The 14,610-nt window shown below is 45.9% G+C and carries 11 protein-coding genes; 7 read left to right on the top strand and 4 right to left on the bottom strand.

All coding sequences use genetic code 11. The features are described from left to right. The first annotated feature begins 2 nt into the window (after nt 1–2). Together ACIDITHRIX25_RS72250 and ACIDITHRIX25_RS72245 are read left to right on the top strand one after the other, a co-directional pair. Nucleotides 3–854 (top strand): hypothetical protein, encoded by an 852-nt coding sequence (locus ACIDITHRIX25_RS72250; RefSeq protein ID WP_152625805.1) that lies wholly within the window; start codon nt 3–5, stop codon nt 852–854. 421 nt (nt 855–1,275) lie between these two features. Beyond that, on the top strand, nt 1,276–1,452 hold the full coding sequence (locus ACIDITHRIX25_RS72245) for a winged helix-turn-helix domain-containing protein (RefSeq protein WP_082058401.1): 177 nt from the start codon (nt 1,276–1,278) through the stop codon (nt 1,450–1,452). 127 nt (nt 1,453–1,579) lie between these two features. Here the strand turns inward: ACIDITHRIX25_RS72245 and ACIDITHRIX25_RS72240 are convergent, their stop codons facing one another. Next, nucleotides 1,580–2,011, bottom strand: a complete 432-nt coding sequence (locus ACIDITHRIX25_RS72240; protein ID WP_052604237.1) for a site-specific integrase — start codon at nt 2,009–2,011, stop codon at nt 1,580–1,582. Nucleotides 2,012–2,465: 454 nt separating this feature from the next. Here ACIDITHRIX25_RS72240 and ACIDITHRIX25_RS72235 point away from each other — a divergent pair, with 454 nt between their 5' ends. Together ACIDITHRIX25_RS72235 and ACIDITHRIX25_RS72230 are read left to right on the top strand one after the other, a co-directional pair. Then, nucleotides 2,466–4,712, top strand: a complete 2,247-nt coding sequence (locus ACIDITHRIX25_RS72235; RefSeq protein WP_201732508.1) for an IS1634 family transposase — start codon at nt 2,466–2,468, stop codon at nt 4,710–4,712. A 763-nt stretch (nt 4,713–5,475) separates the two neighbouring features. Beyond that, nucleotides 5,476–6,084: a DoxX family protein gene (locus tag ACIDITHRIX25_RS72230; protein ID WP_052606616.1), complete on the top strand. Its 609-nt coding sequence runs from the start codon at nt 5,476–5,478 to the stop codon at nt 6,082–6,084. A gap of 436 nt (nt 6,085–6,520) precedes the next feature. Here ACIDITHRIX25_RS72230 and ACIDITHRIX25_RS72225 read toward each other — a convergent pair whose 3' ends face one another. After that, the gene (locus tag ACIDITHRIX25_RS72225; protein WP_160291876.1) at nt 6,521–7,273 is read right to left on the bottom strand and encodes a Type 1 glutamine amidotransferase-like domain-containing protein; all 753 of its coding nucleotides are present in this window, start codon (nt 7,271–7,273) and stop codon (nt 6,521–6,523) included. Nucleotides 7,274–8,912: 1,639 nt separating this feature from the next. On the opposite strand from ACIDITHRIX25_RS72225, the gene ACIDITHRIX25_RS72220 reads away from it, so the two are divergent. The 3 genes from ACIDITHRIX25_RS72220 (at nt 8,913) to ACIDITHRIX25_RS72210 (ending at nt 12,628) form a co-directional block, all read left to right on the top strand. After that, nucleotides 8,913–10,748: an APC family permease gene (locus ACIDITHRIX25_RS72220; protein WP_201732507.1), complete on the top strand. Its 1,836-nt coding sequence runs from the start codon at nt 8,913–8,915 to the stop codon at nt 10,746–10,748. Nucleotides 10,749–11,032: 284 nt separating this feature from the next. Continuing rightward, on the top strand, nt 11,033–11,944 hold the full coding sequence (locus ACIDITHRIX25_RS72215) for an alpha/beta hydrolase (RefSeq protein WP_052606618.1): 912 nt from the start codon (nt 11,033–11,035) through the stop codon (nt 11,942–11,944). A 234-nt stretch (nt 11,945–12,178) separates the two neighbouring features. After that, nucleotides 12,179–12,628 (top strand): hypothetical protein, encoded by a 450-nt coding sequence (locus ACIDITHRIX25_RS72210; RefSeq protein ID WP_152626111.1) that lies wholly within the window; start codon nt 12,179–12,181, stop codon nt 12,626–12,628. A 461-nt stretch (nt 12,629–13,089) separates the two neighbouring features. Here ACIDITHRIX25_RS72210 and ACIDITHRIX25_RS72205 read toward each other — a convergent pair whose 3' ends face one another. After that, nucleotides 13,090–13,296 carry a hypothetical protein gene (locus ACIDITHRIX25_RS72205; RefSeq protein ID WP_052606620.1) on the bottom strand — a complete coding sequence of 69 codons (207 nt, stop codon included), beginning with the start codon at nt 13,294–13,296 and terminating at the stop codon, nt 13,090–13,092. Between the two features lie 219 nt (nt 13,297–13,515). After that, complete coding sequence (locus ACIDITHRIX25_RS72200; protein ID WP_152626112.1) at nt 13,516–14,322, bottom strand: phosphatase PAP2 family protein; 807 nt, start codon at nt 14,320–14,322, stop codon at nt 13,516–13,518. Nucleotides 14,323–14,610: the final 288 nt, after the last annotated feature.

The raw sequence follows: 14,610 nt of genomic DNA, 5'->3' as shown, positions 1-14,610 counted from the left end.
AGATGGCCGTCCTTGCAAATGTGCGTCGAACTCCAGAAGCCCCCTCGAGAAGTAACGCCAAACGAAGTTGGTGGCTCCAGATAATTCTAGATAATCTAGAGCGAAGTTCTGGAAAAGATCGGGCCGCTCGAGGACGATCCTATTGGCGCAAAGGCGCCGTATCCAAGCGATTGACGATCGAAGATGGTGCTGCATTGGGTCATGTACGAGGGTCCAATTCAGAAAGGTACAAGGTCGCCGTCGGAGTAGACGAAAGCTTCTCCGCTCATGCTGAAGTTCTAGCGAACGCAATCGCTAGCGACGCAGCTTGCTACGTAGACTTTCGTGAAGGACGTCTTAATGAGGCGCTAATGGGAATCACATTGAGTGATGGAACTAAACTCTTCCTCGACCATCTCGCCATGGAGGGAGTTTGTAACTGCTATGACTGGGACGCAACCTGCAAACATCAGATTGCTTTGGCAAATGCGATCGCTGACAAGATAGAGAACGATCTCGATCTCGCGCTAACTTTTCTTGGAATCGAGCCAAATGAGCTACACGCTCTTGTTTCGCAGCTGAGAGATGGTGATGAAAGGGACTCTCTTTCTAACGACCCAGACAACATCACAGACACATTTGGTTGGCCAGACTTCCATGATGTAGTTAGATTTACCACTGTGAAAAGGTACGGGAAGAGTCCAATCGCATTGGCTGAACACCTCGGCGAACTTAGCAAAGAAATCCTCGATCCGATAAGCCTCATACCTAAAAATAGAATTAACGGCACCCTCGGCTCCCTCAATTCATTCTTTGACGAGATGTATGAGCTGGTTAAATACCACCTGAACGGAAACGAAGAGCCCGACTTTTAATGACCCCAAACGCGAAAGCTGGATACAACTATCCCCGTTTTATCGATAAAGAGATAGTTATTATCGGCTGTCGATCTAACGCTCTATCCAATAGCCAAGTAGCATAAGGTGAGAATGCGCGTAAAAAAACCAAAGTCTTAAGTCGTCGAACCTATGCGTTAGTCGATAGAGGGTGGGCCCAGTAAAGCCATAAACAAAGCCGGGAAATCTTTGGGTGAGACGGTAAGCGCAAAGAACAAACGTCCCTAGCTCCTAGCAAGAATCAGATAATTAGGCAGTGTTTGTGGAGCATTCAAAGACCACTGACTTTTCGTTTATCTTTGGACCACCTCGCCGGAATCTTTGGACCACCTGATTCTTTATCTGATTAACTTGCTTTGGCGTCTTAAAAAAGCGGACACCAAAGGAGGAATCAACATAAATGGCTTCAAAGAAATGGAAGGTGGATATGAAGGATATCCGTAAATTATTGGCTCTTGTAACCAAGGGTAGTTACAGCAATAGAGAGATAGCAACATCGCTTGGTATATCACACCAAAGCGTAAGTCGACAGCTCGATAGGCTCGCCAAAGCAGGCGTTATTAACCAAGGACCATGAGATTATCCCGAGGTTTTAGTTATCTCGAATCAATTGCCAAAGTCCTGTTCAGGGTCTCAAGAGTAGGCAAACCTTCGGAATAACCAAGTTCGCGTATTTCAACCCAGATACCTGCATCAACAGCATTTCATCGTCTTACCACAGTGGGATCTCTCGAGGGGCATCGCCGTTTACAAACTTTTTTTAGAAGTGCTTGTTTCATCATCTTCAAGTCAACAGCGCCGTAGCTGTCGGTAGCATTGACACATACATGGCCGAGAAAGTCCTTGATGCACGAGAGCGGCATACCTCCTTGGTACAAGTGCACTGCCCGGGTATGACGAAATAGCTTGAATTTCCATATCTTTGGCGCATCTTGTTTGTCGGTTACCCTGGCCTCATCAACATAACGACCTGCCAGGTCAATCAAAAATGAGTCGTAGCCATGGGCAATAAAATAAAAGCGCAGTTCTTCCCAGCCGTAGTTATATTGCCACAGCGTTGACTTGCTGTGGTTAAGGGGAGCAATCGCTTCTCTTCTACGAACGATCAAATCCTCAAGTGAAAGCTGTTTCTCCATCTGGTTCTCCATAGCTCGAACCGGCGTTGTTGTCGGTGTCATAAGTATGGATGATGTTGTGATTTGGGTAAATGCACTTGGGGTTTGATCTTTTGGTTATCCCGAAGATTTGCCTACTCTTGAGACCCTGACCAGGACTTGGGCAATTAATTCGGGATAACTAAAACTTCGGGATAAAAAAGACAAACGACAACCGGAAAAGCAGCAGGTGAGATCCAGGTGATAGCTAGACATCAGGGTCTATATCGCTTAGCCCATCTTTCGCAGATTTCCCGAAAAATCGCCCTAATTGGTCCCTTTTGAGGGGATTTTGGGCGATTTTCGACTTGGGCGATTTATAGATGCCCTGGTAGATGGGTATTAGGTCTTTTTGGGTCGCGAATGTAGTGTCCTAATTTTTGAGTAGTTTTGATTATGACTTGCATTAGCTCTGACATGGTGCTATTGTCTTGTTGTGTTTATCCGTGAAACTCCAACAGTTAATAAAAAGACCGGCGTTAGCTACAGTAAGTACCAACTCGTTGAGTCCTACCGCTGTGAAAAAGGTCCCCGTCAACGTATAGTAATGACCTTGACCGAACTGGACCTGGATAAGTCATTGTGGCCAGCTCTGGCCAATGCTATAGCCCAGAGACTCTCTGGAGTAACCTCACTCTTTGAATCAGATCCTATTATTGCCAGATACGCAGATCTGGCAATCACTAAGTATGCAATTCGTTCCGAAGTTGCAACCGCTAAAGAAACAAGAGCTACTGAGGCTGACCTTGAGATGGTAGATCTCTCTAGTGCTAAGACTATCAATAGTAGAAGTATCGGTCCAGAACTCATAGGAAACTCGTTCTATGAAGCTCTTAGCTTCGATAAGATCCTAGAGAGTGCAGGTCTATCGGGTGAATCTCTTGGCATTGCCAAGGCAACGATAATAGCTCGTCTTATTCATCCTGGATCTGATCGAAAGACCTATTCGTATATCAACTCCAACTCTTCACTACCTGAGATATGTGGTATCGATCTCTCTAAGTTTCACAAGGATAAGGTCTATGCAATTGCAGATAAGCTCTATGACGCTAAAGGCGTCATAGAGCCAGCACTCTATAGAGCTAGCTCTGATCTCTTTAGGACGAATACCAGGCTCTTTCTCTTTGATCTAACTAACACCTACTTCGAAGGTTCTACTAAGGGGAACTCCCTAGCTAAACATGGACATTCCAAAGAGAAGCGTTTTGATTGCACATTAGTTTCTCTGGCACTACTTGTTGATCACAGGGGACTACCCATCTACTCAGAGATACATGAGGGCAATACCTCTGAGCCTAGAACTCTCATTAGCGTACTTGATGCCTTGGAGTCTCTATCGGATGGATCTCTCTTTGGGGATGTTGTTCCTACCATTGTGATGGATAGGGGAATTGCTACCAAGGCAAACCTAGAACTTCTTATTAAGCGCAATCTCAACTACGTAGTAATTGAGAGAGCTAACAAAAAGAGCCTCTATCGAAGCCATTTCATGGAGATGGAAGGCTTCACCGAGATCTACGATGCCCAAGGATCCCCAGTACTGGTGAAAAAGCTACAAGTGGAACCACAAAAGCCACACGGGCGAGTGAGAACACAAGTACAGGGACAAGTGCAAACGCTAGAAGAAGACACCGGCACTGACGACAATAACAGTTACACCACCTCCGGCAACACTAGCAACAGTATCAGCAACAGCGACAGCAGCAACGACACCAAAATCATCAAGAGCGACAGCAGCACCGGCACTGACGACTATATCCGTAATGGTGTCACCGGCAAGAATACCGGCACCGATGACACCAAAATCACCAACAGCAACACCACCGACACTGATACTAACGCCACCTCCACCTCCATCTCCTCCTCTTCCACCTCCATCTCCACCTCCATCTCCTCCTCTTCCACCTCCATCTCCTCCTCTTCCTCCAACAACAACACCACAACCGTGGTGTTGTGTCGTTCTTTGGGGAGATCCAAGAAGGAATCAGCGATCTCTAGTCAAGCTAACGAGAGATTCTTAGTAGATATCACTTCGTTGAATACCTCAATCACAAAGGGTTCTATATCTAAGACCACAGTTGTCTCAGAGCGTATCGGACGCATCAAGGCCAAGTACCCAAGTATTGCTTCCAAATACGAGATATCCCTTGAATATCATCAAGACCATGGCAAGATCATCAAAAAGAGACGCTTTGACAAAGTAATCAATCTCACTATTACAGAAAAACCCACTAAAGCCAAAGATGATAATCTCCAAGGAGCCTACGTCATAGACACCAGCCATAGCGAGCTAGATGCAGGTGAGATCTGGAATATCTATACGACTCTCACTAAAGTAGAAGATGCCTTTAGATCCCTCAAGAGTGATCTTGGACTTCGACCGGTCTATCATCAACTAGCTAGCCGAACTGCTGCTCACCTCTTCATCTCAGTACTTGCCTATCACCTCCTTAGTGCCATTGAGCTGACCTTGAGGCAAAATAACGATAAGAGAAGATGGTCAACCATTAAAGAGCAACTCAACAGTCACCGCCGAGCCACCATAGTTCTTACATCAGATAAAGGCGTTGTCTATCACATCCGCACTAGTGGTGTTTCTGAGCCGGTTCACAAAGAGATCTACCGTCTCTTAGGAGTTAGTGATCCCCTTAAACGGATAAAGACCATTGCGACGCATTTGTAGTGTCCCAACGTAAGACCACATACTCAACTAGCTGGGAGAATAGGTTGATTTTCGGAAAGATGGGTTAGTGTTGCTGGCCCGAAGAATCAAGGCAACCTTGGGCGACCATAATTCTAAAAGAGACAAACCTATCTGTTTTTGGTCGGTTTGAGATAGATCCATTAGAAACCTTTAGGGGCTCCAGAAAAAGAAAACCCCTAAAGCCCGATCAATGATGCAAACTCAGACTATTGCGACAATAAGGACCAAGCCATACTTATTGCGGTTCTATCTAGTCAAAGGCCTTGCCTAATGACATTCTAATCGATACAAATTCCAATAATTTATTCCGAGGTTGACTTATTATATCAAAACTGAAATTAAGAATATAAATAAACTAATCGATATCAATGAGGAATTATTACCGACCGATCTTAGCAATTCACAATTTTGCCTGCTCATAATAATTAGATTTATTAGTCTATTTAGATAAGCAATATCTCTGGTGGGATTGAGCATTCCATAGATATAACTTAACTGCCCAATCGAAAATGTGGCGTTACAAACAGGAGTCGATACGTAGCTTTAAACTCGCACCCCACATGCGTCAAGAGATCTACAAGGCATTAGGGCCATTTCGAGACCTGGGTCACACCAGATAGGTGCAAAGGGCCCTTGTCTAAAGATAAGCAATTTATTAGATTACTAATTAAAGCCTCTGATAGAGAGCAAGAGATAAATGATCTCATACCTATCGAGGTTAATATCAGGGTAGGTGTTTTAGATGAAGAAAATTCAACTAGTAAATGTTTCAACTTTACGACCTTTTAGGTGGCTATATCAAAGCAAGGGAGCCAGCTATATTTGGCTAGTCGCGAGACTTTGGCTCGGTTATAAGTGGCTGGATGCCGGTTGGCAAAAGATGTTCGGTGCAGAATATTCTAGCTTCTGGAATGGAGGTAAAGGCGTAGCCGGATTCGCGACATCAGCTCAAGCCCATTCCACTGGTGCACACGCATCTGTCGTTTATGGGTGGTGGGTCTCCTTCATGACCAACTTCGTGGGACCTAACCATGCGATCATCGCCAAGTTGGTAACCTTGGGAGAGCTCGCAATCGGCCTTGGCCTTATTATTGGCCTCTTTACCGGAGTTGCAGCCTTCTTTGGAGTCGGCCTGAACATCATGTATCTCCTGTCCGGAACCATCGGTGTAAATCCTATTTACCTGCTCATCGGAGTCTTCCTGATCTTCGCATGGCAAAATGCTGGAAATCTTGGAGCTGACCGATACGTACTTCCTTACCTACTTGAACGACGAACCAATCAATATGACGTAGATGTCGCAAAAATTATTTCGACCCCTCAAACAAAAGAAGCAGCAACTCAAAAGTAACTTCCTAAAAAGGCAGTTTGAAAAGAATTAGCCCAGTCACAAAAAACCCCTTTGACCCCATTCAAAGGGGTTTTTTGTGTTCATTATCAAATAGGAGGGTCACAAAGCGAAAAAACGGAATTCTCACATCATCTGGGCCAAGAGATCACACGGCGAGCTTACCAAAACCTACTAGATCCTTCATGACTGGTTATACACCACCTCCAAGCATGTGAAATCTCTAAACCCGCAAATCACAGCTATAGTTAGTTTCAGAACCGTTGAGGCTCAATTAACTATTTATCCATTGATTTCGACCACTTCCCGAGAAGTGCTCGCTTTTCATCATTGATCTTCAAGGACAAAAGCAATGTCCGATTGCTATACTTCTAATAATATGGTCACGCCGTGATCTATGAACATTGGATTCCTTCCGCCTAGATACCAAACAATTACCTCAAGGATTCAAGGTCAACCTTGGCATCGGTAGCTTCCAAGTCGCCAAATCTTGGCCACGACCGAGACGGTATCGCTCCCCATCGCGAATCAACCAGGCACTGCGGACACCTTCAACCCTCCAAGATCCATCCTCCCAGATCAGAGCAGTCTCTTCGTCGACTCCAACTATGTCGATTCCATTAGATGTTTCCAATCCAAAATTCACCAATCCTTGAGGTAAGCGTCCGACTAAACGATCAAAATGGGGGATCACGGCTAGATCAGGAATAACTCCAAACCCGTGACGCTCCTTATGAGTAGGTCGGAGCTTAGGGATCCAACCAGCTAAGGCCATTGCTCCCGCGCTACATCCCGCCAAGGCACTTCCGCCTAGCCATGATTCAATTGCTAGGTGCAAAAATCTCGTTCCCGACAAAGTTTCAACGAGGAGGCTAGGATTGCCGCCTGAGAAATAGATCAACCCGGCTTCAGCTAGTACCCCGTCGAATTCACCGTTATCCGCCTGCATACGATTGCCAATTGGCACAGCGACATCCTGGACCCCAAGCCTCCTTGCTTGTGCCCTGCCGAGTTCGATCCAATATGCAAGGCGTTCGGGCCCTTCTGCGGAAGCTGCAGTAGGAATCTGAATAAAATTCGGTTTACGTCCATCGAGTAGTGATGCCTCAATCAATGCCATCGATTCCAGATATTCACCAGAACCGATTAGGGCTATTGGACCAGGACTCATCGAAGAGTTGTCATCTTGCAAAGTTCCACTACCCTTCATTTGCGACTATAAAAACAAAGCTAGACCCATAAGAGGTCTACTATAAAGTTAGCCCATTTCAAAGAAAAGATTTCCCTAAAGCGATATAGGTCCATGCGCTATCAGTCCTGAGAGAAAATCGACCAACGTCCTCATGTGATCACTGCTTTTGGCTGCTGAATTGGCTAGTCCGCTACAGTCGGTTCGCCTGTGCTGCCAGCAACATCCTTACGCCTTTGCTCAAAGTTTCATTATAAGACCAACGTCGCCGCTACAGCTCACTCCTCCCCGCTGCGTAGCATCCGGTACTCGTACCATTAGCTTTTGGCCTCGGTTTATTTCGTTTCGGGGATTCCCTTAGGGAGAAAATGCACGACTGATTCGCAAGTTCGATAGGAAAACCGCTACCCCTGCCATTGCTGCGCCACTACTGGGCCCCTACCCCGCCGCTACTGCGCTCATGCCAACTTTAACAAGAGACACCGTCTAGCCAGTAACGAGGCAACCAGCCAGGCAAACCCATAGCATTGATTCTTCCTGGGTTGTGATATTCTGCATAAGGGGTTCTATTCGTCATAGCATCGTTGACTTTTGCTCATGTTCGTAGCACTTATCAAATGGAGGTATCTCCGCCTTTCAGCTCAACGCTCATCACCCTGGCTCGCTACCAACGCAGCTTGTGCCGATTTGATATCCTTTCTAGTAAATTAATATCGAAAGAACCACGGAGCTAGAGGCTTCTTTCCTCATCTCTGAATTTGCATTACTTGGCCAGGAAGCTCAAAAGGTCAAACTATGGTTAGCATTCAGCGCACATGGCACCCAAGAGAGCATTGAGTTCAAAAATAGTTTCAAGTCATAGTCATTGATTCCTAACAGCACTCGTGCTTCTTAGGTGCTGCCTGATAGGTCGCCGTTTTCAAGTTCATCTCCTTGGGCTCATATTCAAAGATTCAGCTCGGGAAGTCAATTGTGTTGCGGCGCAATGGAGATCGATCGGATAGACATAAGGGTTATGCCGATTTCAGGAGAGCGGGACTTAAAAGATGGACTTACTATCCACTAGCAGACCTCATAATGCTGCGATGATCGTCTTCATACATTTTTCATGGCGCTGGTTTGCAGCGCTTGATGGCCTTTAACCCCTTACGATTGCATCATGGTCAAGAAACTCTTCGTTGAACGTCTTGTACCCTTCGGCGACCTTCCTCGGCACCTTGTTCTGGATATGCTTTTTTGGCTTCAAAATGATTTTCTCCATCTGTATCATAGATACAAACCTCAAATTAGGAGGGGATTAATCAATTGAAAGCCTTCCAACCAGCCCAAACCTAAAGAACTGTTCTTTTAGCAAAGAGAAGCTTCCCAAAAAACACAAGTAGTAGATCTTGGTGATATGTCGATGGGTATTCATCAATCCCAAGCAACTTGTCGGGCGTTGGTAATTTCGCAACTCGACGATATCGAGATATCAGATATTCATTCGCCGGACTAGCATTAGGTGGCAATGGTTCATCGAAACAAATGGCGGACAGGAAACAGCGCCTCTAATTCCACCACTGTACAGGATGAACCAGCTCAACGGGAATTAAGATTTACCACGACCAGATCGGAAAAAAGTCCTCTCAACCTCTGGAGATTGTTGATCGGTCGACCACTGCGCACATCCGAGTCGGCAAAAGAACGGATCAATCCGATTGAGGGCCTCTCGGCTCTATCGCTAGATGCGCTCACTTCGGTAGCCTATGGTCCAGAAGCTCTCCTAAGTGTCCTGGTGGTTGGTGGGGCAACTGCATTGAACGCCATGCTACCAATTACGATTGTAATCGTAATTCTGCTCGCTATCCTGGTCACATCCTACCGGCAGGTGATCGAAGCATACCCTACCGGCGGAGGAGCATACGCGGTCTCAAAAGCCAACTTGGGCAAAAACATCAGTCTCGTCGCAGCAGCTGCGTTAATAGTTGACTATACGCTGACAGTGGCAGTCTCAATTGCGGCTGGCGTGGGGGCGCTCACCTCAGCCTTTCCGCAACTTGCACCCCAAACAGTTCCCCCATGTCTCGCTTTTCTCGCAATTCTTACCTTAATGAACCTGAGGGGACTTGGCGAAACAGCTAGGGTCTTCTTACTTCCGACTGCACTTTTCATTATCGGCATCTATGCCGTCATCGTACTGGGGCTAATCCATCCCCTGGCGCTTTCGGCCAAAGACTTGACATTTCACATCACATCGAAGACCACACAGACTCTGGGCATTTTATTAATTCTCAAAGCCTTTTCAGCCGGCTGCAGCGCGCTTACTGGCGTCGAAGCGATAGCAAATGGAGTACCGCTTTACAAGGAGCCCCGAGTGCCAAGGGCTAAAAAAACCGAAATGCTTCTTGGCCTGATCTTGGGTAGCATGCTAATTGGTCTTGCCGTACTCGCGAATCGCTTTCACGTTGCACCAAACGCCACCCAGACAGCATTAAGCCAAATCATGGCTATTACGATGGGTCGCAATTTCGCTTTTTTAGCACTCTCAATAATTATCACCTTGGTGCTGGGTCTCGCCGCAAACACTTCATTCGGAGGACTGCCGATACTAGCAAGTCTTCTGGCTCAGGACAACTTCTTACCACACAGATTTGCTCTCAAAGGAGAACGCCAAGTTTTCTCCACAGGAATCTGGACCCTCTCGTTTTTCTCAGCATTGCTGCTTATCGGAGTCAATGGCAACACAAATAATCTGATTCCCATGTTTGCAATTGGTGTTTTCACAGGATTCACCCTTTCGCAGATAGGTCTCGTGGTTCACTGGAAACGAACAAAGCCGAGTCGATGGAAACGCAAAGCTGCAATCAATGGATTCGGGGCGACCGTGACCGGAGTCTCCACCTTGATATTCCTCCTCACAAAGTTCCTCAACGGTGCATGGCTCGTAGTGATAGCAGTTCCACTTATCATTCTTCTTTTTTTACGCATCAAAAACTACTATCTAAGAGTAAGCACATCGCTGCAATTAGGCACGATTCCTTCGAAGCCGAAATCACAAGAAACAACCGTAATAATACCTATTTCTCAAATCTCAAAACTAACCCAGTACGCAATTGGTGAAGCGTTATCTCTTGGGCAAAAGGCGATCGCCCTTTATGTATACAACACCGACCCGACTCTTGATGAATCTCAAAAATTGACTCCTACGAAAAAGGACGATCTCGCCAAAGAATGGATGAAATGGAATCCTGGAATCCAGCTAGAGATAATTGAGAGCGACTACTCATCCATTGTCAAACCGATTGTCGACTATATCGATCAGCTTCGCAACTCTATAGACAATCAGATAGTAGTGCTCATCCCCGTGATCATTCCTGATAAAGGTCGTTACCGAATTCTACATAATCAAACTGACCTGCTGCTGTCCGCCTCATTGAGCAAGCGGAGCGACCTAATAGTCGCCAGAGCAAAATATCGCCTTGACCGGACGGAGCGTTAGATGATCCAGGACGATAGCAAGTTCCGATGTTTTACATGGATTTCTAACTTATCTTTGAGCTCTGGGTCTGCTCTTTCCGTTAGGAATTATACACATTCAATTGTGTTTAAGGATCCAGGGCACGTGGAGCATGGAACCATTATCGAGCAAAACCCCTCGATCTCGCTTTGATCTTGAAATCTCAGATAATTCAATACAATTTCAAATAATTATCGATGGATATTATTGTGATATGGAGTAGATATTCACAAAGATACACTCTGATCTAGATGGTGAAAGTATAGATGGATACCTCTTTTAGAGCCCACGTAGCACGTCAAGTTTTACTTATAAAAAAACAACAAAACCGAAAGAGACCACTTGATCTGACCAAACTCCCTAAGAGGCCAAAAGGTGAGAGCGCTCTTCGAAAAGCCGTAATTTCTAGGATTCTAGAGATTGAAACTGAAACCAGATACTATGGCGGCGTTGAATGTGAATGGGTAGTCCCCAAAAAAAGACACAGTGAGATGGTCTTATACTATCTCCATGGAGGCGCCTACATTGGTGGTTCCCCGGCGACGCACCGTTACTTCATCTCCCAAATCACCAAAAGAGCGCAGTGCTCCGCCGTCGTAATCGATTATCGACTCGCCCCTGAAAATACCTTTCCAGCTGCAGTGATAGATGCGGTAAAATCTTACAGGGGTCTTTTAGAATCAGGCGTCGAAGCCCGCAATATTGTCCTAGGTGGCGATAGTGCCGGTGGGGGCCTAGCTCTTGCATTGGTTCAGGAATTAAAGAAGCTCGGACTAGCGCTCCCCCGTCGCATCTTTCTTTTGAGCCCTTGGACCGACTTGACCGGTTCAGGTTCTTCGGTAATGACTAATTCCAAGATTGACCCATGGCTAAATAGTGACGGCATCTCACTTACCGCAAAACTCTATCTAGGAGAAAATGACCCAAGTCACCCCTTGGCTTCTCCGCTCTTTGGCAACCTAGATGATTGCTCAGAGACGATTATCTTCGTTGGAAGTGATGAGATTCTATTTGACGATTCGCTTCGTCTCTATGACAACCTCGCACGCATAGGCATAAGGTGCAAGTTGATCATTGGAGAACACCTTTGGCATGTATGGCCCCTATTTCCCATACCAGAAGCCAAAGCTACATGGAACGCTATTGCATCTTTTTTAAATTTCGGTCTCTCAACCTAGGTGAAGGCGACTTGGAATAGCTAAACCGACGCAATTTAATCTAGCATTTCTAGAGCGGAGGCAAGATGGTGGTCTAAGGTCGTAAACAAATAAGCACGTTACCGTTGCTAGCATTCATCTTGGGGCCATGTCGACCTATAGATGGAAGGCAATTTCGGGAATTACCCTACGGCGGCAATAATTCATCTATCATTAAACGTTAGATCTTGTATCTAAGGTAGATCTAGGGGTAACATGATGGTACAGACAATCGATGACACTGAAAAGGTTGACGACGCTTCAACGGAGAAATTCTTTTCTAAGAAAGATCTTGTTCCTATGCTTGCCGGAACAATCGATATGATCATCTTCGGAATTGGTGTAATTGTCACGATATTTTGGCTAGGATCAATTCACCATCAACCGCTCCCGACCTCATCTAAATGGGTTCCTTCTTCACATGCAGCAGCGGCCCTGGCGCTACAGACAGCGCAACAATCCACACCTACTACGGCTAACGTCCCCACTCAAGTTACAACCTACGTCTGTTCCATCCTGGTACCACAAACGCTAAACAGTGGACAGGTTCATTACGTAGAATACAGGGGAAGTTGTAACACTATCCATGCCATTGCAGCACAGCACAAATCTGGTGTTAGGTGGCTACCAGTTCAAAAGTTTGTCCACACCCAAAGTGGGAGCTAGCTAGAGTTTCCTCTGCCCATCTCAATATAGAGACCTCTTGCCAAGCGATTATAAACATCGCTAAGCAACATCGAAAGCATCGAGTGGTAACCTTTTCTGAAAGATTAACTCCCCGACGATTTAGCACCATCGAAATGGTAGAGCCAACCTCAATGGAAAAATAGCTTAAAAGTCAAAGGGTTTGATCTTGCCTTTGTCACCGAACCCCAGCACAAAGATAGCTAATCTCTCACGATCTGGCTTCAGTAGGCTAACAGTAGTAAATCAATCGCCAAGAATCGGCTCTTGGCGATCAAAGACCTAAATTGGACAGATAAACAGCTCAGTCACCGCCATGGAACTTGGTCTGAAACAGCCGGACTCGACAGTTATAGATAAGCTTCACATCGCCACAAGTATCCTTCTTATTGCTGGAGATCCTCTAGGCACAAAAGAGATTCCGCTCCAAGATACATATACATTTATATGCACCTCTTTTGCTTTCTTCCTCCAGCCGCCTTTGTGTCTTTCTTTCTATCCATAGAGACAGAACCAAGGCGAGTCGGTGATTGTCCATCTTCCACGTCCAAACTGCATCGTCGTGGTTTGCTTGGAGTCCTCACCGAAGCGGTAGCCTTGGCACCCATTGGGACGCTTTCGGCTTTCCATTTAGCGTAGGAACCTCTCATCGAGGCTCTTTCTCACTTACCGATAGGGAGTGAACCGGTTGATCTGGCGATCTTGGAACTTTGACTTGATGTTCATGGAGGCTACGTGATCTGCATCACCCTGGCTGTTACAATCCCAGGAGGGATTGTAACAGCCAAACACATAACCGTATCGGTTGTCCAAAGAGACATACCGACAGATTGGATCAGGAGATGTTTGGCGCATGTAGGCCGCGTTGACTATTTTGATGCCCCTCGCGTGGTCAGCGATTGCAAATCACTAAATCTACCTCTCTCGTTCCAAAACTCAAGTTTTCTTCCTCCAGCGATGAAATAGGAGATGTAAAAATCGATAAAGCCACCGACCAAATCGATCCAAAAGTGATTTGCAGTGACAATTACTACGAATATAGTAATAATTGGATGGAGAAGTAAAAGAACCTTCAGCCACCTCTTTCTTACCACGCAAACGATTGCGAAGGTGCACCACAACGCCCAGGCCATATGCAAGCTCGGCATTGCGGCGTAAAGGTTACCTGCGTCTTTCATCAAAGTCGCGTCTAGCGTACCAGCACCGCCAATTACAGCTTGCGTATCGACAAAATGATAGCTACGAGGAAGAAGGCGCGGTGGCATGACAGGCAAGACGATAAAGACAATGAGGGCAAATCCATTTAGAAGAGCCATGGTGTTTCGCCATAGGATGTAACGGTGTGGATAACGCCAAAATAGCAAAACGAGTACCAAAACCGGGAGCAAGAAGTGGACGGTAGTATAATAGATATCTGCTAACTTGATAAGCCAAATGGCGTGGTCTAAAAAGTACTTTTGGAAAGAGCTTTCAAAGAAGAAGCCAAAAAACTTTTCAATGTTTACTTCACGAATCGCATTGGTTCGAGCCACCGATGTAGCCCCAGAGGCCAGCGATGATGTCAATTCGTAGCCAAAGTAAATAACCAAGATCAAAATGAGCTGATTCCAAAAGCGGATTGTCTTACCATTCACTACTTTTCTTGGAGCCAACTTTGAAAATCGCGATTCAGCCATGTATCTCCCGTTAACTGGACTTAGGACAGAAAAAAGGCTAGCCACCCTATAGCGATTCAAAGCTCACGTGATAAATCTTTTACGTTCTACCAGCAAAAGTAGCAATAAATGAGAAGATTCCGCGCTCACCTCCACCATTATCACCCGATGGTTCGGTCCAATTGGACCCCTTAGGATGTGTCGCCACCCAAATAGGGCAATTAGTTGAAGTTGCACAACACGCTTGGCATAGCCGCCTTCGGTAAAGTCATGTTGATAAAGATAATTTCACCCGAGCCCCTCTGGATA

Source organism: Acidithrix sp. C25 (assembly GCF_904848545.2).
Note: the sequence above shows the minus strand (reverse complement) of the source record. Positions and strands in the feature narration are given on the sequence as shown.

Bases quoted from the DNA above. Each gene is read 5' to 3' on its own strand.
- ACIDITHRIX25_RS72210 (WP_152626111.1), top strand. From the start codon at position 12,179: ATGATGGTACAGACAATCGATGACACTGAAAAGGTTGACGACGCTTCA.
- ACIDITHRIX25_RS72200 (WP_152626112.1), bottom strand. From the start codon at position 14,322: ATGGCTGAATCGCGATTTTCAAAGTTGGCTCCAAGAAAAGTAGTGAAT.
- ACIDITHRIX25_RS72230 (WP_052606616.1), top strand. From the start codon at position 5,476: ATGAAGAAAATTCAACTAGTAAATGTTTCAACTTTACGACCTTTTAGG.
- ACIDITHRIX25_RS72205 (WP_052606620.1), bottom strand. From the start codon at position 13,296: ATGAGAGGTTCCTACGCTAAATGGAAAGCCGAAAGCGTCCCAATGGGT.
- ACIDITHRIX25_RS72240 (WP_052604237.1), bottom strand. From the start codon at position 2,011: ATGGAGAAACAGCTTTCACTTGAGGATTTGATCGTTCGTAGAAGAGAA.
- ACIDITHRIX25_RS72245 (WP_082058401.1), top strand. From the start codon at position 1,276: ATGGCTTCAAAGAAATGGAAGGTGGATATGAAGGATATCCGTAAATTA.
- ACIDITHRIX25_RS72250 (WP_152625805.1), top strand. From the start codon at position 3: ATGGCCGTCCTTGCAAATGTGCGTCGAACTCCAGAAGCCCCCTCGAGA.
- ACIDITHRIX25_RS72215 (WP_052606618.1), top strand. From the start codon at position 11,033: ATGGATACCTCTTTTAGAGCCCACGTAGCACGTCAAGTTTTACTTATA.